This is a genomic window from Wolbachia endosymbiont of Ostrinia scapulalis (assembly GCF_023559145.1).
Taxonomy (GTDB): Bacteria; Pseudomonadota; Alphaproteobacteria; order Rickettsiales; family Anaplasmataceae; genus Wolbachia.
On the sequence record NZ_CP096926.1, the window covers coordinates 11,354 to 29,132 of the forward strand.

Here is a 17,779-nt window from a genome sequence, read left to right on the forward strand (position 1 = left end):
CTTGTCAGTTTTAAAAATTCCTATTATCCCAGTGCTTCGACACTGAGATAATAGAAAGTAAGTTCAACCTCAATAGAAACCTGATGATGAGTCATTATTACCAAATTTTGGTCTGTTTCTATTACTAAAACCAGAACGAGGACGAGTAGGTCTATTACTATGATAATTATCTCCAGATTTTTTATTAAACGAGTTGTTATAATAATTATCCCTATTATTTAAACCATCTCTCCTTTCTTCATTGTAAAGCTTACCTTCAAAAAATTCACCTGTTTCTTGATCAACACGACGTCTTGATAATTTTGGACATCCACCTTTTTCAAAGTCAATTATCAAAGCTTTGAAGGTATCACCCTGTTTAAGTATATCCTCAATGGACTCTACATGTTGATTAGCTACCTCGCTTATATGCATTTTTCCTTTTCTTCCATTAAGAAGTTCTAACTCTACAATAGACTTCTCTATCTTTACAACTTTAGCATCAATTATAGAACCTTGTTCTAGCTCTGTTATTGAATCAATCATCATATTCTTTGCAGCTTCAGCTTCAGTACTACTAATGGCAAAAACAGAAACTTTACCGTCATCCCCTATTTCAATTTTTGCATTACTTCTTTCACATACACTGCGTATATTTTTTCCTTTAGCACCAATAGCTGCAGAAATTTTATCTTTATCTATATAAAACGATAACACTCTTGGTACATGATCTTTTATATCCTTACGATGTTCTGAAATTACTGCATTCATTTTTTCTAAGATATGTAATCTTCCGACTTTTGCTTGTTCTAAAGATTTTTCAACAATTTCAAAGCTTATACCAGGAATTTTCATATCCATCTGCAGTGCTGTAATCCCTTCGCTAGTTCCTGCTACTTTGAAGTCCATATCACCAAGATAGTCTTCATCGCCCAGTATATCAGAAAGTATTATATGCTCATTTTTGTCTTTGATGAGACCCATAGCAATTCCTGCAACGGGAGCCTTTATTGGCACACCTGTATCCATTAATGCAATGGAAGTTCCACAAACTGTTGCCATAGAAGAAGAACCATCAGATTCCATAATCTCAGATACTACCCTTATTGTATAAGGAAATTCAGATTTATCAGGTAAAACAGGATGAATTGCTTTCCAAGCAAGTTTACCATGACCAATTTCTCTCCTTCCTGGTGCGCGTATAGCAGAAGCCTCTCCAACAGCAAATGGAGGAAAATTATAATGCAACATAAAATGTTCACGTCTATCCCCTTCAATGTCATCCACAATTTGCTCATCTTGTGTAGTACCAAGAGCAGTAACAACTAGTGCCTGAGTGGTACCCCTTGTAAATAGTGCAGAACCGTGAGTCTTGGGTAGAATGTCAGCCTCAATTTCTATCTGGCGTATTTCATCATACTTACGGCTGTCTATTCTCACACTTTTCCTTCTAATCATTTCACGCACTAAAGATCTTTCAAAGCTTTTTACTGCATAAGTAATTAACTTTTCGTCTTTTCCAGCCTCTTTAAGAGTATTCAATATATTATTCCTAACTACTTCTAGAGCTTGAACTCGCTCTTGTTTTACTGTTTTTGAATATGCTTCTTCAAAGTCTTTTCGATATTTTTCAAGTTCTTGAGTTATATTTGATATATCAACAGGAGCAAAGCTTTCAGGTTTATTGCCTACTGTATCAGCAAATTCTTTTATAAGCTTAATAACAGGTTGAAGATGTTCATGGCCGAATTTTATTGCACTCAAAACATTTTCTTCAGAGAGCTCTTTGACTTCCGATTCGACCATTAAGATCGAATTTTCATCACCAGACAAAAACAGATCCAAGTTGCTTGCTTTCATCTCTTGAACGGAAGGATTGAGTATATAATTGTTATTTTCATCACAACCGACCATAACTCCAGCTATAGTAAAGTGGAAAGGAACACCAGAAATTGCAAGAGCTGCGACGGTACCTATCAATGCTGGTACTTCAGGAGAATTGACCGTATCGTAAGTTAATAGATTACATACTACACTAATTTCATCATGAAAACCTTCAGGAAATAACGGCCTTATACTTCTATCTATTACTCTTGAAATTAAAGTTTCTCTATCAGATGGTTTTCCTTCTCTTTTAAAAAAACCACCAGGAATCTTACCCATGGCATAACTTTTTGCAATAAACTGCACATTTAAAGGGAGAAAATCAACACTTTCTTCCTTCTTTTTTCGTACAACAGTGACTAAGATAGAAGTATCTCCATAATTTACAACTACTGAACCATCAGCTTGACGTGCTATTTTCCCAGTTTCTAAAGATAAGGTACGCCCCTCCCAATCTATAGATTTTTTTATAATTTCAAACATACAAAATTCCTCGATTATTTTCTAATGCCTAACTTCTCTATTAACTCTTGATAGGCTTCATTACCAAATTTACGTTTTATATAATTTAAGTGCTTGCGCCTTCTACCTATCAATACAAGTAAACCGCGCTTAGAATTATGGTCATGCTTATGCGTTTTAAAATGCTCAGTTAAATTACTGATTCTCTCGGTTAAAATTGCACACTGTACAAAAGATGAACCTGTATCATCTTCTTTAATTGCATATGTACTAATCAAACTTTTTTTCTTTTGGGATGTTATTGACATCTAAACCTCATTTCAAAATATTAAAAACACGAATAGGCTTCACATAACCATGAGTAAAACTGCAAATTGCAATAGGTACATTACCCACTATCGTACAAAAAGTATCATAATTCTTTAAATTACGCAAGTTATTTAATATAATTTCTTGACCTTTTCTGATTTTCTCCGCTTCCTCTAAGGAAATTTCAACTTTGAATATCGATTTTAAAGCCGATTCAATGGGGATGATGAAACTTTTTGTATTACCTACATCATCTTCTGCCATCCCACCTCCCTCTGTCATCCCAGTGTCAAGCACTGGGATCAAGCCTATTTCATCACGAACATTGTTTTTGACATATGCTCCTAGAATCTTTTGTCCATTACATGATTTGTAAGTATTTGTATATCTGGATCCCAGTGTCAAGCACTGGGGAGAGTAAGTTGTTGTGTTTTTTTTAGTAAGTTGCTCAATTGTCACTGATTCATCTTCCTTAAAATCACCTACCATCGTTCTTCTTAATTGTGTAATATGTCCAAAACAATTTAATTCAATTCCAAGATCTCTTGCAATTGATCTTACATATACGCCGCTACCGCAGATCATAGAAAAATCGGCACTATTATTTATGGTGTCCAAAAATATCATCTTCAGTTCATGTATTTTGACTTGCCGGGGCTTTATATTTACCTTTTGCCCACTTCTTGCTAATTTATATGCTCTTGCTCCCTTGATTTTCACTGCTGAAAATTGAGGAGGAGTTTGTGTTATCTCACCAATAAAATCCTTAATCACACAATTTATTTGGTTATATTCAGGTTTTATAGTGCTAGTTCTAATAATATCACCATCTAAATCGTCCGTAGTTGTTTGCTTTCCCCATTTGATTGTGAAATTGTATGCCTTTAAGTTACAAGATAAATACGGTATAGTTTTTGTTGCTTCACCAAGAGCGATCGGTAATATACCTGAAGCCAAAGGATCAAGTGTTCCCAAATGTCCGGCTTTTTTTATTCCAAAAATCCTTTTAATTTGAGTTACAGCTTGTGCAGAACTCATTCCTGTTGGTTTATCAAGATTCAGCCAGCCATTTACCATGTATCAATCTTACATAATTAGTAACAATTTAGAAAGTAGATAAAATATTAAGTTATTAATAAAATGCTTGACTAGTGTGCATTGTTAATATACAATTAACTTTTTATAAACCTTAATTAAGGAGGAAGTTATTATGCCTACTATATGGAAATTGAAAAATATAGCACCCATAACAAAAATGAGTATTGAAAGTACAGTTGCAACTGCATCTTTAGCAGCAGCAATAACAACATTATTGATTGCTACTAAAGTAATTGCTGGACCTGCATTTAGCACTTATTGCTAGCCCTGCTGGAATTGCAGTTCTATTTATTACCGCTGTATATTTTGCCGCACTAGCTATTTCTTCATATCAGCAAATGCATAAGAATGAAGAAATAAGTGAAGCTAAAGCAGGCGCTGAAACAGCAGCTAAAATAGAAGTTGAAGAAAAAATTAAAGATTTAGCTACTAAAACTGAATTGAATGCCAGAACTAACAAGTCTGAAGTTGATACGAAATTGGCTGAAAAACTGGATTCAAGCAAATTTAATGAAACACTTAAGAGTTCGTTAGAAGATGCTACAGTTTTTGAAGCATTCAAAAGCAAAATATCTCAAAAAAGCTCATAAGCTAAATGGTACAGAGGTAGAGATGGTTCTGCCTCTTTTTTCATTTGAGAAGAGTTACGGTAATCTATCCCACACCTCAACTACATCCTCACTGAACTCTATTATCTCTACTTTTTTGAATTTATGGCAGTTATTGATGGATTCAATCTCTAAATTCCCTACAAAAGGAGTGGCATCATTACCTAAAATTTTACCACTGCGGCAGATTATCAACCTGTCGATTAAACTATGCTTCAGTAGCTCTGTGATTAACACTCCTCCACCTTCAACTAATAACCTTGTTATGCCAATTTCTGAAACAAGTTTTGATGCCATGTCTTTTAGGCAGACTTTATCGATAATGTCAGGCTCCGATGTCATTCCAGCGCGTGACCAGTTTTCATTATGCAATTGCTTGAAGTTTTCTGGATCCCAGTGTCTGGGCACTGGGATTACAGGAGAAGGCATTGGAATGACAGGAGAGTGTGTTGGGGTAACATCTGGAATAACAGGAGGTTTGTGATTTGAATTGACTATCAAATAATTAATGTTTTTTATTTTTCTCTCTATTTCTCTGTTTGTAATCACCCAAGTTGTTATTTTGTCTGCAGTCTTTGCAATGTTATGCTCTTCCTGCAATTTCCCTTGGCTATCGATAATTAGCCTTATTGGCGACCTGTCTTCGAGTCCTGGTAATCTGCAAGTTAAGAGAGGATCGTCATTGATAAGGGTACTACTGCCAATCATAATTGCATCATATTTTGCTCTGAGCTCATGTACCCAATTTCTCGTATCTTCACTTGTTATCCATTTGCTATCACCTGTAAACGTTGCGATTTTTCCATCGAGAGTTGTTGCGATTTTGCAAGCTATAAATGGTCTATGGAGTTTCTTAGTGGTAAAAAAGCCAACATTTAGTTTCTCTGCTTCTTTCTGCATAATCCCTTGTTTTACTTCAATTCCTGCATCTGCTAAAGCTTTTATCCCTCTACCTGAAACCCTACTATCTGGATCAATTGTTGCAATCACCACCATTTTTATTCCAGATCTTATGATTTCCGTAGTGCAAGGTTCTGTAACTCCAAAGTGGCAGCATGGTTCAAGAGTGACGTACATAGTTGCACCATGAGTTAAATCTTTAGCATTTTGCAAAGCAACTACTTCTGCATGTGGACGTCCACCGATTCCTGTGTAGCCTTCACCGATCACCATACCGTTTTTTACAATGATACATCCAACAGCGGGATTTGGTGCAACACTTCCAAGACTTTTTTCTGCAAGTTTTAATGCGATCGACATGAAATAATCATCAGTCATTAGAAAGAAGTCATTTCGTATGAGGTATCAAAAATTCTTCTGTGCTCGTGTATGGCAAATCTATCTGTCATACCTGAGATATAATCACATATTATTACTGAACGCTGAGATTCACAAGCAAGTTTGTTCCACTCTATAGGTAATAACCCTGGGTTTTCATAAAAGCATTGAAAAAGCTCCTGTACTATACGTTTTGCTTTGTTCATTGTTCTGGTCAGTTTATAACTTCTGTATATTTTTTCCATGTTGAATTTTTTCATCTCTTTTGTGGCATTTGCAACTTCTGGTGAAAATGTGACTAGCATATTATTTAAGCTCCTTACATCTTCTACGCTTTTTATTTTGTAGTCTTTAATATTTCTTTCAGTCTGAAAAACGACATCATTTATCATAATTCCTATAGTTCTACTCAGTGATTCATGTATGAGTTTGCTTTGAGCCAATTCTGAATATTCGCTTTTTACTTTTTTGAACATTTTGCCAATTAAAGGAACATCGAGCAAATCTTCGGTTATTACTAAATTTGCCCTGAGTGCATCATCAAGATCATGCACACTGTAAGCGATGTCATCCGCAATTGAAGCAACTTGTGCTTCAATGCTTGAAAATTCCTCAAGTTTTAGATCATATTTTTCATTATATTTTAATAATAGCTGATTATTTGTAGAAGACTCTGCGTTTTGACCAAGCAAGGGACCGTTATGTTTTGCAACCCCTTCAATCACCTCCCAACTTAGATTCATACCATCAAAATCAGCATGTTTTTGTTCAAGATAAGTTAAAATCCTTATAGCTTGAACATTATGATCAAACTCATACTTCTCCTTATCAACTTGAACTAGAGCATTCTCACCTGTGTGACCAAATGGAGGATGACCAAGGTCATGTGCAAGCGCTATGCATTCGGTGATGTCCTCATCTAATCTGAGCCTGCGTGCGATGGATCTTGCAATTTGTGCAACTTCAAGGCTATGAGTTAGCCGAGTACGATAGTAATCATGCTCATAATTGATAAAAACTTGTGTTTTGTATCCTAGTTTCCTAAACGCATTAGAGTGAATAATGCGGTCCCTATCACGCTGAAAACAGCTGCGATTTTTGTCTTCTGGCTCTTTGAAATTTCTTCCTTTTGTTTTATTTGGAAAGCACGCGTAACTTAATAGAAAATTATTGTTTGACATGTAAAATTTCTACTATAATAGGTTATCAATAATGAACGGTGGTTGTTATGTCAACAGATTACAATATTAGCTTAACTGACAATGCATTAAGGAAAATCCACTCCCTTGTAGAACAGGAAGGAGATGAGAGTTCTATTTTGCGGGTTGCAGTTTCAGGTGGTGGATGCTCTGGCTTCAAGTATAATTTTCTTATGGATCAAATAAATAAGAAGATGTCTTTGGATGACGATTTTGACGATGATGAAGACGAAGATTTTGACGATGACGAAGATAGCGAGGATTATAGAAGCCACTCCAGTTTTAGTGAAAAAGGTAAAGATATAGTAATTAATGATGAGAATGGAAACCCTGTATTAATGGTTGATAATTGTTCAGCGAAATTTTTAAATAACTCAACTATAGATTATACTGAAGATCTAGGTGGTTCTGGTTTTCAAATCAAGAATGCTCTCGCTAAGTCTCGATGTGGGTGTGGTAACAGTTTCTCGGTCTAATTCTCCCTCCTGGATCTTTTTATAATATGGGTGGTGGTGTAACACTAGAGCTAGCTTCTGTAAGTAAGAGCTTCAAAAAAAGTCCTGCTATTGTAGAAGATATCAATCTGAGTCTTACAAGAGGGCAAGTAGTTGCATTGATCGGCAGCTCAGGATCAGGAAAAACAACTATATTGCAAATTGCAGGCCTATTGGATAAGCCAACTTTAGGTGTAGTGACAATAGATGGAGTAAATTGTACGCAAGCCAGCAATAAATATAAAACTCATGTAAGAAGAAATTTTCTTAGCTTTGTTTATCAATTTCACTATTTATTACAAGAGTTATCAGTGTTGGAAAACGTTATGCTTCCTCAGCTTATTGCAAGAAGAAGCAAAGCTGAAGCAAAAAAAAAATCGCAAGCAATATTAGAAAAATTTGGTCTGGAAAATAAAGCAAGTAGTATGGTATCTGAAATTTCTGGTGGAGAAAGGCAGAGGGTTGCAATTGCAAGAAGCATTGTAAACTCTCCAAAGCTTTTACTTGCAGATGAGCCAACGGGAAATTTAGACCCAACAAATTCTTTGAATGTATTTTTGCTGTTACATTCATATGTAAAGGAAAATAACAGCTCTATGCTTATAGTAACACACAACTATATCCTTGCAGAAAAAGCAGATCACATTTTTCAGTTAAAAAACCGATCATTAGTAAAGCTGTAAATGGAAGAAACAGTACAATACAAAGCTACCTATAACTTGTACTTATTTAACCAATGGTCATTAACAGAGTGTAATTCGCATGAAATGCTTTCATTATTTTTTATACACGGACTCTTTAACTTACGCTGTTTACTTAGAAAGCATCCTGACAGCATAAACATTGCTAAAACGAGAAATAATAATTGCCTAAACATAACAAGACTTTTTTTATTTATATTAATACGTTCATTTCTCTCATTTGTAAAGTTAGGCATATTCTTTTACCCTTATCTCTTTTTTAACTTTTTTGGAGGAAGTGACTGCACTGTTTAAGCGTAGTTTTATATAATTATCTATAATTTGAGCTACTTCCTCTTCTTTATCCCTTAAAAAGTGGTTAGTATCTTCTACTATATGGTATTCCATATGGTTATTTTTTACCGAATTTATTAACCTTTGTGCTAATTCTGTTACATCGCTTTCTTCTGAAATTGTATCATTATTACTTTGTATTATAAGTCCAGGAACTGGGCAAGGAGAGAGAAAAGAGAAATCGTACTTAGTTGCTGGAAGAGAAAGGGCAACAAAACTTACTATCTCTGGACGGCGCATTGTCAATTGCATAGCTACCCATGCTCCAAAAGAAAAACCAACTATCCAAATTGGAACATTGTTAGAGTTATGCTCCTGAAGCCAATCAATAGCTACTGCAGCATCAGTTAATTCTCCTATACCCTTATCAAAAGTTCCGGTAGATTTTCCGACACCACGAAAATTAATTGTCAATGCAGAAAAGTTATTATCGATAAAAGATTCATATATAGTATGTATAATCTTACTATCCATACTACCACCATATTGAGGGTGATGATGTAAAATTAGCACAACTGGTGCATTGGTATCTTTGCTTTGATGGTATCTACCTTCTATCTTTTTTGTTGAATTATTTAAAAAGACTTCTACCATGATAACTCCTAATAAAAACCTGTTTTGACAGGTGTTGATAATGTAAATTGTTTATTAATTATGTATTAATTTCCCTGTTTTTGCAATAAATTTTTATCGTGTTAAAGTTAACATACATAATTGGTTGATGGTAAGTGACAAATAAGCCTGTGAGTTTATTCTCTCTGGAAGACAGTAGTTGCGTGTATGCTGATTATAATGCAACTGCTCCAGTGAGTAAAAATGTAAAAAAAAGTATACTTGAGATTTTGTCGAAACAAACACTAAATCCATCATCGCTGCATAAAAGAGGACAAGAAGCGAGGAAGATTCTTAAAGAGGTAAGAGATAACGTACGTGATGCTCTTAGCATTCCAGATGATAAAGAAATAGTTTTTACGTCTGGTGCAACTGAAGCAAACAACCTCGTCATGAGAGGAATGAAAGGCTATCTGCATGTAATTTCAGCTATAGAGCATCCTTCAATTCTTAATTCTGCATGTAATCCACATATAATACCCGTTAATCAAGAGGGTATTATTGACTTTTTAGAGCTAGAGAAAATTCTAAGCGAACTTGAAGGGAATAAAGTAATAATTTCAGTGATGATGGCTAATAACGAAACTGGAGTTATCCAGCCTGTTAAGGAAATAGCTAAAATGGCACATAAATTCGGGGCAATCTGTCACACTGACGCTGCTCAAAGTGTTGGGAAAATCAAAGTAAATATGGAAGATTTAGGAGTGGATTTACTTACTTTATCTGCTCACAAATTTGGTGGTATAGCAGGTAGTGGAGTTTTAATATTTGACAAAAAGCTTGTAATAGAACCTACTATAATAGGTGGTGGGCAAGAAAAAGGATTGCGTGGTGGTACAGAAAACATTATTGCAATAGTAGGTCTTTCTGCTGCATTGCAAAACATTCCAGATCTTCTATCAAAGATGGATGAAGTAGAGAAGCTGCGTGATCAATTGGAGTATGGGTTATTAAGTCTTGTCAGTGATATCAAGATCTTTGGCAGAAATTCTAAAAGATTGCCAAATACAAGTTTCATTTATATGCCGAGAGTGAAGAATGATCTGCAGCTCATGTGCTTTGACTTAAATAATATTGCAGTCAGCAATGGTTCTGCATGTTCTTCTGGAAAAGTTGGGCCTTCTCATGTTTTGCTTGCAATGGGAGCAACAAAAGAGCAAGCAGAATGTTCAATTAGAATCAGTATAGGTCCGGAGGTTAAACCGCGAGACATAGAAAAAATAGTGGATTGTTGGTATAGTATCTATAAGAAGAATGCTTTAGTAAATGCAAAAACTACTTTCACCATTCCCCTTAAATCATGATAGAGGGAATGGTGAAAGTAATTTCTATTGCCAGAGGTTGTTATAATAGTTAAATGCTGCTGAAAACCGATTTGCTTATAGTTATGGAAGAAATTCTCTAATTGCATACCACACCATTCAATTGTAGTATGTCATTTTATACTTGATAAAAACGCTGTATTGTATTATAATATATCATCAAGAGATAATAAGGAGTTACATATGTCTTATATGAAAAACGAACAGGATATTCGCTCTCAGGGCGTTTATTATAGTGCTGGACTCAGGAGTTACCTAACTAAAGTATACAATTATATGGCTTTAGCTTTAGGTGTTACAGGGCTTGTTGCGTTTTTAACAGTGTTTTCTGGTCTTTTCCAGGTGATTTATTCCAATCCTGTTCTATCGCTTGTGGTAATGCTATCTCCAGTTGCATTGGTGTTTTATATGTCTTTTAGGCTTCAACACCTAAGTGCTCAGTCAACACTTACTGTATTTTTTCTATTCTCAGTTTTAATGGGAATTTCTTTATCTCATATTTTTATAATTTATACTGCAGAAAATATAGCGAGAGCATTTTTCATTACATCGATCATGTTTGGTTCTATGGCTTTATATGGTAATACTACAAAAAAAGATCTTACCAGCATGGGTTCTTTTTTGATTATGGGAATCTGGGGGTTAATCATTGCATCTATAGTTAATCTGTTTCTTGGAAGCAGTCCTCTCTATTTTGCAATATCGTTTGTATCAGTGATAGTGTTTACTTTAATGACTGCATACGATGCTCAGAGAATCAAAGATGTTTATTATAGATATAATGATGGCTCAGAAGTTGCAACTACTAAGCTGGCAATACTTGGTGCAACTAATCTTTACTTTGACTTCATCAATATATTCCTCAATTTACTCAGGTTACTTAATTTATTCAACAATAAGGATTAGATGATTTCCTTTTTAAGGGGAAATAATGAAAATTCTATAGTTTTTTTCCTAGTATCTTTAGTGGTATTGATGCTGTGTCTTGCATATGCTTCAGTGCCATTGTATAGTATCTTTTGCAAAGCTACTGGATATGGTGGCACAACGAGAAAAGCAACTAATACGACAATAAATGCAACTGACCAAAAAATCAGGGTTTACTTCAATGCTGATGTAATGTCCGGTCTGCCTTGGGAATTTAAATCAGAAACTAACTACATTGATACGAATATAGGGCAAAAAAGTTTAGTGTTTTATTATGCAGAAAATTTATCTGACCAGCCTTCACTTGGAATGGCAGTGTATAATGTCACACCTTTTAAAGCAGGTAAGTATTTCAATAAAGTTGCATGCTTCTGCTTTGAAGAACAAATTTTGCAGCCAAAACAAAAAACAGCTATGCCAGTATCCTTTTACATAGACCCTGAAATAATTCGTGACAATAGTACAAAAGATTTAAGTGAAATAACACTATCATATACGTTTTTTAAGCTTAAATAACAAACCTTTGCCTATTGTTGATTTAAATAATAGTTATGTAACAGATCTATTTAATTGGGCAGAAGCACTTATTTGTTTTTTGCACACTAAGTACTTGTATTGCGGTTTTTGGTATTGCGAATTCCCATTCTTCACTATTTGCTTTACAGGCATTCCAGTACTCAGTTAACTCTTTATTACTTTTTATAGAGTCTGGCATTTTACTGTGAGGTTTTTTTTCTAATGTATGCTCAATTAGAATTTTACAGCAATCCTTGGATTTCGTTGACTTATCTCTACCATATAATTTAGCAACATAGTCTAAAGCGGTATTTCCACCATAGTTTTCATTTGGGTTATCATTTACTTCCGCTTTTATGAGAGCATTTAATATATCCGGAGAATGGGTTAAAACACAGGTATGTAAATATCCTTTTTCGTTTTGCACATTAGCTCCTGCTTTTATTAAAACTTGCGCTAGATTTGTTAAAGTGTACGGTTTATAGTTAATGGCGATGGAAAAAAGACTATCTATTGGAAAGTGATCATAATCTTTCAAGTCAAATCTGTGATTAATATCAAATCCTTTTTTTTCCCAAGAAGTATATAAATATTTACAATAATCTCTTTTTTTATCTGATTTTTGTATTCTATATTCTAACCTTTCTTTTATTTTTTTTATTACATTGTTAACATCCAAATCATTATCTTCATCCACTTTGCACAACACATTGAATAAAACACCATAAAGCCAAATTTCTCTGTTCATGATAATTTGTGCCTCAAAACTATTAACAATACGCTTATGTAGTGTATAAACTCTAAATAACATTTTGCAAAATATTAATTGCTAGATAACATAATTAAAGTTTTTGTCTTACATTTATCATGGTTAGAGCTATACAAATTAAAAAAACTGGGAGGCCAGAAGTATTAGAATTTGTAGATAAGAGCATAGGTGAGCCAAAAGATGAGGAAGTCTTAATACGTCATACAACTATCGGCTTAAATCGTTATGATTTAGAACATAGAAAAGGTATACGCAAAATTAAAGATTTGCCATCAGTACTTGGAGTAGAGGCAGTAGGAGTTGTTGAAAAGCTTGGTAAAAAAATTAGTGATGGATTTAAGGTTGGAGATAGAGTTGGATATTGCACAGCTCTTCCAGGGGCATATTGTGAAAAGCGCATTGTACACCAGAAATATTTGATAAAAATTCCGAATGATATACCTGATGAAGTTGCTGCTGCAGTATTGTTTAAAGGTATGACAGCTCACTATTTAGTTAATCAATCTTATAAAATCAGGCCTGGTGCTTTTGTACTAGTTCATGGAGCTAATGGTGGTTTGGGGCAAATAATATGCCAATGGGCAAAGGATAAAAAAGGTATAGTGATAGGTTCTATAAGCTCTGACGAAAAAATGAAGATAGCTTTACAAAATGGCTGCACATACGCAATAAACTACAATGATAAAGATTTCGTTTCTAAAATCATGGAGATTACGAAAAATAGAGGAGTAGGTGCAGTGTATGACCCTATAGGTTACGCTACAAGCAAGCTCTCTTTTGAATCTTTGGGTAAGTTTGGCATATATGTTTCCTATGGGCAGATATCAGGTAATACTCCTATTAATTTCTCTTTACTTAGTTCGCGTTCGTTATTTGCAGCTGGAACTTCGATATATCATTACAAGCATAATAGACTTACGTTAGTGCTTACTGCAATGGAAATTTTTGAAATGATAAGAAAAAAACTTTTAATTGTACGAATTAATAAAAAATATAAATTTGATGAAATAATAGAGGCTCATCGTGACATGGAAAATAGAAAAGTAAGTGGGTTAAATATTATCAAAGTTTCTTAAATAACTTAGTAACCTAAAATAATTATTCATTAAGTCATATCAACAAGAATTTCACATGGTTAATTTTCTTTTTGGGAGAGTTAAAAGCATACAGCTGTAGCTAAACTGACTGAGATTTACCAACAAGTTTGGAAAACTTGTCATTCTGCTACTCGTTAGTGGCGTGGTAATGCAATGTTTTATCTATAGATATTATGTTCACAGTAGTTTCAAAAGAAGCTGAGTAAATAAGTTATATTTCAAATTAGATTTGATGTCACATCTAACATTTAAGTATTATAACTTCAATAGTATATGGAGCTGTTATTCTCCTTTTAAATAACTACTTTTCTCTATTTTACAATAATTTTAGGGTTAAGGTTATAGTACTTAGAAAGTTTACATTACCCTATGAATTGTTTCTGTTGCTATGACACATCCAGTAATCATAAATTCTCCTTTAATGGCATTTTGTTCTCATATTTTATATACCATTACACTCTGGGACCATACATATAGGCTAAAGTGTGCTGAAAGTCAATTAAAATTCCTTAATAAGTTGACTATATAAGTTAAAAATGCTAGTATTATATTATTAATTTTAAGTAAGAGTACATACTATGAGCTATACAAGAGAACAGTTAAAAGAGGCAAGGCAAGCAAAAAGTAGCCTAGAAAAGAAATTTGAATCAAAACTAGAACTAGCAATAGCAATAGCACTAGCACTAGGAGTGGCAGCTGTTACTGGGGCTCTTGCAGGTTTAGCTCTAAGTTATGTTAACTTGCCACCTCTCATTGCAGGTGGAATCATTGGTTCTGCAATGTTATTAGTATGCTGTGTAATCAGTGCTTGTTCTTTCTCAAAAACTACAAATCTCAACGATATACCAGAAAGCATGTCCGAAGAAAATAAACAAATTTTGAGAGAATATAGCAACAGTGCTGAATATAAAATTAAAAATTATGCACATACTATCAGTAGTATTGGTGTTTTTTTTGGAGTTGGAGCAGGGTTAGTTGCTCTTGGTGTCACATCACCAGCAGCTATAGGTGCTTTAACTTTTGTAGTGAATATGATTCCTTGTATTTCTTTAAATTTCTTAATTGATAAAGCAATTGAGTGCTTTTTTCCAGAAGGAAATAGACAGCCAAGCAGCTCAGTTGATAGCGATGTGAAAATTGTTGATGGGGATACGTGCAGGAGAGTATTTTAAGAAACGATAGATAGAAGTTTTTGAAGAGGATTTAGCACATTTTTTCATGTTAAGCATAATTGAATTATCCGCTCAAGTCCTCATCCTGAATAGTTAGTTGATTTTCCCACCCAAGAATCATTTTATTAGCTTGCCTTAATGTTTCAACGGAAGGCAAGTCTTCTGTGCTCAGTGGTAGACGAACAGTTTTGTGTTCTATGAGCCCAATATCATGCAGGAGTGCTTTAGTAGGTATTGGATTACTGGCAGTAAATAGAGCTTTGCAAGCTTGTTGCCAACTGTCTGCTTGAGGGTTCTTGCCACTCATGCATTGCTTAACATATTTATGTACTACACTTGGCCAAACATTGGCAGCAACAGAAACCAGACCAGCCGCACCCTTAGCAGCCATATCGGGTATCATATTATCATCTCCACAAAACACCTTAATATTTGGTGCAACTTTTTTATACTCAATTAAAGTGTAAACAGTTCCACTTGAATTTTTGATAGCCCAAAATTTTTCGTGGCTGGATAAGTTGCGTACAGTTTCAGCGTGAAGACTCACTCCTGCTCTTGATGGAATATTGTAAAGCATGGCTGGCACATGTGCTTTTTCAAGCAGCTTTTCAAACCATAAAGTTTGCCCCATGATTCCAGGCTTTGCATAAATGGGAGTTGTCATTAGATAGCCATGAATAGGCATATCCTTGCAAAAATCAAGCCATTCAAGAGTCTGATATAGATTCACTCCTGGTACACCAATTATAATTTTCGTATTTAATTTTAGCTCACATACAAATTCAACTAAGGTGCGCTTTTCAGAATCAGTAAGTGATAAGCTTTCACCTGTGCTACCGAGCAACACTACACCATTTTTAGCTTGAGCCTGCATTGCAAGCAAGCACTGCAAACTTTGGTAATCTACGCTATCTCCATTAGAATTAAAAGGAGTAACACAAGCAGTCCATAAAAATGTAGGTTTCAATTGAAGTTATTAAAATGGTATTTCATCATCGATTAGTTCATCTTTTATATCGTTGTCAAAACTTCCGTGTTTATCTTTTTGTTCTGTTTCATTTTGTTTGTATTCACTTGGCTTGTAATCAGAGCTTGACATACTGTTTCGTGAATCTAAAAGGGTAAGGGCACTATTAAAGTTGTATAGCACCACCTCTGTTGTGTACTTTTCAGTACCATTTTGGTCAGTCCATTTTCTAGTTCTCAGAGAGCCTTCAACGTACACTTTACTACCTTTCCGTGCAAAGTCTTTAACAATTTTTACTAGTCCTTCACTAAAAATTACAATATTATGCCATTCTGTCTTTTCAGAGCGAGTACCAGAAAATTTGTCAGTCCAACTTTCAGACGTGGCTATTGAAAAACTTGCCATCTCTTTTCCATTTTGTGTAGTCCTAATTTCAGGATCTTTTCCTAAATTACCAACTAATATGACTTTATTTATAGTACCACTAGACATAATTATGCTTTAAAATAAACATCTTTATTATCTTATGTGAGAGTATTATTGTCAAATTTAATTAGAAACGCGCTTGGAGGGATTCGAACCCACGACCTTTGCCTCCGGAGGGCAACGCTCTATCCAATTGAGCTACAAGCGCAGATGTATTAGATTATTTAATAGATAAACTGTCTAAATCAAACTTTTGTTCTGGATAAAGAGTAAACATAATACCTTCATGTCCAAAATTTACATTTTTAGAATTGCTTATCCTTTCTTTTGTTATCTTTTGGTTTACAGCCCATGAAAAAGTTACATAATTTTCAGTTACTGAGTGCACTTTTAAATCCTTAGTATTTATAAACAACTTTCCATTTACCCATATTTTCCATGTATCAGGGGAAAAGTATAAAATTGAATCTAAACTGACTACTTTACAATTGAAATTTTCTTCCTCTGTAACTCCTGAAGACTGTAAGTTAAACTTTTCCATCTCACTAACTATTCTATTAACCTGCTCTTCATCAAAGAAAATGCTTTTTATGCTACCATATTGCGATAAAGTACTCTCTGCTGCCTCTTTTATTATATCGTCTCGATCTATATAGCTTAGTTTATAATTGTTGATAAAAAAACACTCCTTCGCACGCAAATTTGCTATATCAATGAAATCATTTATTTCTTGATTTCCAACTTTTAAAATACTTTTTAAGTACTTCTTTTCTATAATCATTCCATTGTTGGAATGATGACAGACCATTTCATCATTGCCTTGTCTTTCTATATATACACATAAATTTTCACTATTTAACCCTAATATTTTATGCTCAATAAAATCTTCATCACTAATATGCTGTTGGCAAGAATATTTTTTACAAATCCCTATATTTTCTACAAGATCTTCACAATTGCAATATGCACTAACATTAAAAAATAGCAGCGTAAAAATAAAAAACAACTTTATATTCATCTACTTAATATGGTATACCAATCAAAAACTATACTAGCTCTCACTATCTCTATCATATTACCACTTAAAATCTGGTTTATAGCTGCAGAATCTATATTTCTCTGCTTATTCAAGGTAAGAGATCTGATCATAACATAACCAGGAAGATTTGGAATAGACTGTAGAAATAAAAAAATATGCTTATCGCTAATTGAGCTTAAACTTAGAACCACTTCACTTCTTATTACTTTTGTACGTTCACTTTTATTGTGGAGTTCAGCTTCTTCAGGTATAGAAATTGATATTTCAGGTTCTAACATGTAGTGTTTTTTATATAGCTTGTGAAGCTCAAAATTTAAATTTGTAACATATCTGCTACTATGTAAGTTTGAAGAAGAAATTCTTTTCCATAAATCTAGGTTTTTATTTAGAACGACTTCTTTCTTTTGAATTTCAATGATCTGTAAATTAATAGAGTGTATTTCCTCAGCTGCAGTTTGATTTTTATTATAAACCTTTTTGTTATAGAGAATAAAACACGTTGATAACCCTATTAATACAATAGATAACAATAAATAATATATGCACTGAATTGTAGCTTTTCTTTTTAGTTGAGAGATAGTCATCAA

20 protein-coding genes and 1 tRNA gene are annotated in these 17,779 nt (G+C 34.0%); 9 read left to right on the top strand and 12 right to left on the bottom strand.

The features are described from left to right. Positions 1-69: 69 nt before the first annotated feature. Genes pnp through truB form a run of 3 tightly spaced genes read right to left on the bottom strand, consistent with a single transcriptional unit; the run spans position 70 to position 3,711 of the window. The gene (gene pnp, locus M1L26_RS00055) at positions 70-2,346 is read right to left on the bottom strand and encodes a polyribonucleotide nucleotidyltransferase (RefSeq protein WP_211907564.1); all 2,277 of its coding nucleotides are present in this window, start codon (positions 2,344-2,346) and stop codon (positions 70-72) included. A gap of 14 nt (positions 2,347-2,360) precedes the next feature. Further along, positions 2,361-2,633, bottom strand: coding sequence for a 30S ribosomal protein S15 (rpsO, locus tag M1L26_RS00060; RefSeq protein ID WP_010403478.1), 273 nt, complete (start codon positions 2,631-2,633; stop codon positions 2,361-2,363). Between the two features lie 7 nt (positions 2,634-2,640). After that, on the bottom strand, positions 2,641-3,711 hold the full coding sequence (gene truB, locus M1L26_RS00065) for a tRNA pseudouridine(55) synthase TruB (RefSeq protein ID WP_250120181.1): 1,071 nt from the start codon (positions 3,709-3,711) through the stop codon (positions 2,641-2,643). A gap of 133 nt (positions 3,712-3,844) precedes the next feature. Between truB and M1L26_RS00070 the strand changes: the two genes are divergently transcribed. Both M1L26_RS00070 and M1L26_RS00075 read left to right on the top strand, forming a co-directional pair. Then, positions 3,845-3,997, top strand: a complete 153-nt coding sequence (locus tag M1L26_RS00070; RefSeq protein WP_246433109.1) for a hypothetical protein — start codon at positions 3,845-3,847, stop codon at positions 3,995-3,997. A 73-nt stretch (positions 3,998-4,070) separates the two neighbouring features. After that, entirely contained in the window at positions 4,071-4,322 is a 252-nt protein-coding gene (locus tag M1L26_RS00075; protein ID WP_250120182.1) for a hypothetical protein, read from the top strand. A gap of 54 nt (positions 4,323-4,376) precedes the next feature. Here M1L26_RS00075 and ribD read toward each other — a convergent pair whose 3' ends face one another. Both ribD and M1L26_RS00085 read right to left on the bottom strand, forming a co-directional pair. Next, entirely contained in the window at positions 4,377-5,618 is a 1,242-nt protein-coding gene (gene ribD, locus M1L26_RS00080; protein WP_250120183.1) for a bifunctional diaminohydroxyphosphoribosylaminopyrimidine deaminase/5-amino-6-(5-phosphoribosylamino)uracil reductase RibD, read from the bottom strand. After that, on the bottom strand, positions 5,618-6,799 hold the full coding sequence (locus M1L26_RS00085) for a deoxyguanosinetriphosphate triphosphohydrolase (RefSeq protein WP_211907561.1): 1,182 nt from the start codon (positions 6,797-6,799) through the stop codon (positions 5,618-5,620). Before M1L26_RS00085 ends, ribD begins: the two co-directional genes overlap by 1 nt. A 47-nt stretch (positions 6,800-6,846) precedes the next feature. Here M1L26_RS00085 and M1L26_RS00090 point away from each other — a divergent pair, with 47 nt between their 5' ends. Then, a complete protein-coding gene (locus tag M1L26_RS00090; RefSeq protein WP_211907560.1) occupies positions 6,847-7,293 on the top strand; it encodes a HesB/IscA family protein in 447 nt (148 codons plus the stop codon). Positions 7,294-7,319: 26 nt separating this feature from the next. Next, positions 7,320-7,994, top strand: coding sequence for an ABC transporter ATP-binding protein (locus M1L26_RS00095; protein WP_010407030.1), 675 nt, complete (start codon positions 7,320-7,322; stop codon positions 7,992-7,994). Between the two features lie 246 nt (positions 7,995-8,240). Here the strand turns inward: M1L26_RS00095 and M1L26_RS00100 are convergent, their stop codons facing one another. Further along, a complete protein-coding gene (locus M1L26_RS00100; protein ID WP_211907559.1) occupies positions 8,241-8,939 on the bottom strand; it encodes an alpha/beta hydrolase in 699 nt (232 codons plus the stop codon). Between the two features lie 134 nt (positions 8,940-9,073). Between M1L26_RS00100 and M1L26_RS00105 the strand changes: the two genes are divergently transcribed. The 3 genes from M1L26_RS00105 to M1L26_RS00115 all read left to right on the top strand — a co-directional run bounded on the left by M1L26_RS00105 (position 9,074) and on the right by M1L26_RS00115 (position 11,722). After that, positions 9,074-10,261 (top strand): cysteine desulfurase family protein, encoded by a 1,188-nt coding sequence (locus tag M1L26_RS00105; protein WP_250120184.1) that lies wholly within the window; start codon positions 9,074-9,076, stop codon positions 10,259-10,261. 201 nt (positions 10,262-10,462) lie between these two features. After that, complete coding sequence (locus M1L26_RS00110; RefSeq protein ID WP_007302228.1) at positions 10,463-11,185, top strand: Bax inhibitor-1/YccA family protein; 723 nt, start codon at positions 10,463-10,465, stop codon at positions 11,183-11,185. Beyond that, positions 11,186-11,722, top strand: a complete 537-nt coding sequence (locus M1L26_RS00115; protein WP_211907556.1) for a cytochrome c oxidase assembly protein — start codon at positions 11,186-11,188, stop codon at positions 11,720-11,722. It begins immediately after the preceding gene. Between the two features lie 46 nt (positions 11,723-11,768). Here M1L26_RS00115 and M1L26_RS00120 read toward each other — a convergent pair whose 3' ends face one another. Then, positions 11,769-12,419, bottom strand: coding sequence for an ankyrin repeat domain-containing protein (locus M1L26_RS00120; RefSeq protein ID WP_250120185.1), 651 nt, complete (start codon positions 12,417-12,419; stop codon positions 11,769-11,771). A gap of 170 nt (positions 12,420-12,589) precedes the next feature. On the opposite strand from M1L26_RS00120, the gene M1L26_RS00125 reads away from it, so the two are divergent. Further along, a complete protein-coding gene (locus M1L26_RS00125) occupies positions 12,590-13,567 on the top strand; it encodes a quinone oxidoreductase family protein (RefSeq protein ID WP_211907555.1) in 978 nt (325 codons plus the stop codon). A gap of 599 nt (positions 13,568-14,166) precedes the next feature. Continuing rightward, positions 14,167-14,760: a hypothetical protein gene (locus M1L26_RS00130; protein ID WP_250120186.1), complete on the top strand. Its 594-nt coding sequence runs from the start codon at positions 14,167-14,169 to the stop codon at positions 14,758-14,760. Positions 14,761-14,824: 64 nt separating this feature from the next. Here the strand turns inward: M1L26_RS00130 and dapA are convergent, their stop codons facing one another. From dapA to M1L26_RS00155, 5 genes are all read right to left on the bottom strand, one after another. Continuing rightward, positions 14,825-15,727 (bottom strand): 4-hydroxy-tetrahydrodipicolinate synthase, encoded by a 903-nt coding sequence (gene dapA / locus M1L26_RS00135; protein ID WP_211907553.1) that lies wholly within the window; start codon positions 15,725-15,727, stop codon positions 14,825-14,827. Between the two features lie 9 nt (positions 15,728-15,736). After that, positions 15,737-16,219 carry a single-stranded DNA-binding protein gene (gene ssb / locus M1L26_RS00140; RefSeq protein ID WP_211907552.1) on the bottom strand — a complete coding sequence of 161 codons (483 nt, stop codon included), beginning with the start codon at positions 16,217-16,219 and terminating at the stop codon, positions 15,737-15,739. 68 nt (positions 16,220-16,287) lie between these two features. Beyond that, positions 16,288-16,361 (bottom strand) — tRNA-Arg (locus M1L26_RS00145). A gap of 12 nt (positions 16,362-16,373) precedes the next feature. After that, on the bottom strand, positions 16,374-17,171 hold the full coding sequence (locus M1L26_RS00150) for a hypothetical protein (RefSeq protein WP_211907551.1): 798 nt from the start codon (positions 17,169-17,171) through the stop codon (positions 16,374-16,376). Further along, positions 17,168-17,776, bottom strand: a complete 609-nt coding sequence (locus tag M1L26_RS00155; RefSeq protein ID WP_211907550.1) for a hypothetical protein — start codon at positions 17,774-17,776, stop codon at positions 17,168-17,170. Before M1L26_RS00155 ends, M1L26_RS00150 begins: the two co-directional genes overlap by 4 nt. Between the last annotated feature and the right edge of the window lie 3 nt (positions 17,777-17,779).

What these genes read in the sequence shown, in the direction of transcription:
- M1L26_RS00110 (WP_007302228.1), top strand. Translation starts at nt 10,463, where the DNA reads ATGTCTTATATGAAAAACGAACAGGATATTCGCTCTCAGGGCGTTTAT.
- rpsO (WP_010403478.1), bottom strand. Translation starts at nt 2,633, where the DNA reads ATGTCAATAACATCCCAAAAGAAAAAAAGTTTGATTAGTACATATGCA.
- ssb (WP_211907552.1), bottom strand. Translation starts at nt 16,219, where the DNA reads ATGTCTAGTGGTACTATAAATAAAGTCATATTAGTTGGTAATTTAGGA.
- M1L26_RS00100 (WP_211907559.1), bottom strand. Translation starts at nt 8,939, where the DNA reads ATGGTAGAAGTCTTTTTAAATAATTCAACAAAAAAGATAGAAGGTAGA.
- ribD (WP_250120183.1), bottom strand. Translation starts at nt 5,618, where the DNA reads ATGACTGATGATTATTTCATGTCGATCGCATTAAAACTTGCAGAAAAA.
- M1L26_RS00095 (WP_010407030.1), top strand. Translation starts at nt 7,320, where the DNA reads ATGGGTGGTGGTGTAACACTAGAGCTAGCTTCTGTAAGTAAGAGCTTC.
- M1L26_RS00115 (WP_211907556.1), top strand. Translation starts at nt 11,186, where the DNA reads ATGATTTCCTTTTTAAGGGGAAATAATGAAAATTCTATAGTTTTTTTC.
- M1L26_RS00150 (WP_211907551.1), bottom strand. Translation starts at nt 17,171, where the DNA reads ATGAATATAAAGTTGTTTTTTATTTTTACGCTGCTATTTTTTAATGTT.
- M1L26_RS00090 (WP_211907560.1), top strand. Translation starts at nt 6,847, where the DNA reads ATGTCAACAGATTACAATATTAGCTTAACTGACAATGCATTAAGGAAA.
- M1L26_RS00155 (WP_211907550.1), bottom strand. Translation starts at nt 17,776, where the DNA reads ATGACTATCTCTCAACTAAAAAGAAAAGCTACAATTCAGTGCATATAT.
- M1L26_RS00070 (WP_246433109.1), top strand. Translation starts at nt 3,845, where the DNA reads ATGCCTACTATATGGAAATTGAAAAATATAGCACCCATAACAAAAATG.
- truB (WP_250120181.1), bottom strand. Translation starts at nt 3,711, where the DNA reads ATGGTAAATGGCTGGCTGAATCTTGATAAACCAACAGGAATGAGTTCT.
- pnp (WP_211907564.1), bottom strand. Translation starts at nt 2,346, where the DNA reads ATGTTTGAAATTATAAAAAAATCTATAGATTGGGAGGGGCGTACCTTA.
- M1L26_RS00125 (WP_211907555.1), top strand. Translation starts at nt 12,590, where the DNA reads ATGGTTAGAGCTATACAAATTAAAAAAACTGGGAGGCCAGAAGTATTA.
- M1L26_RS00085 (WP_211907561.1), bottom strand. Translation starts at nt 6,799, where the DNA reads ATGTCAAACAATAATTTTCTATTAAGTTACGCGTGCTTTCCAAATAAA.
- M1L26_RS00130 (WP_250120186.1), top strand. Translation starts at nt 14,167, where the DNA reads ATGAGCTATACAAGAGAACAGTTAAAAGAGGCAAGGCAAGCAAAAAGT.
- M1L26_RS00075 (WP_250120182.1), top strand. Translation starts at nt 4,071, where the DNA reads ATGCATAAGAATGAAGAAATAAGTGAAGCTAAAGCAGGCGCTGAAACA.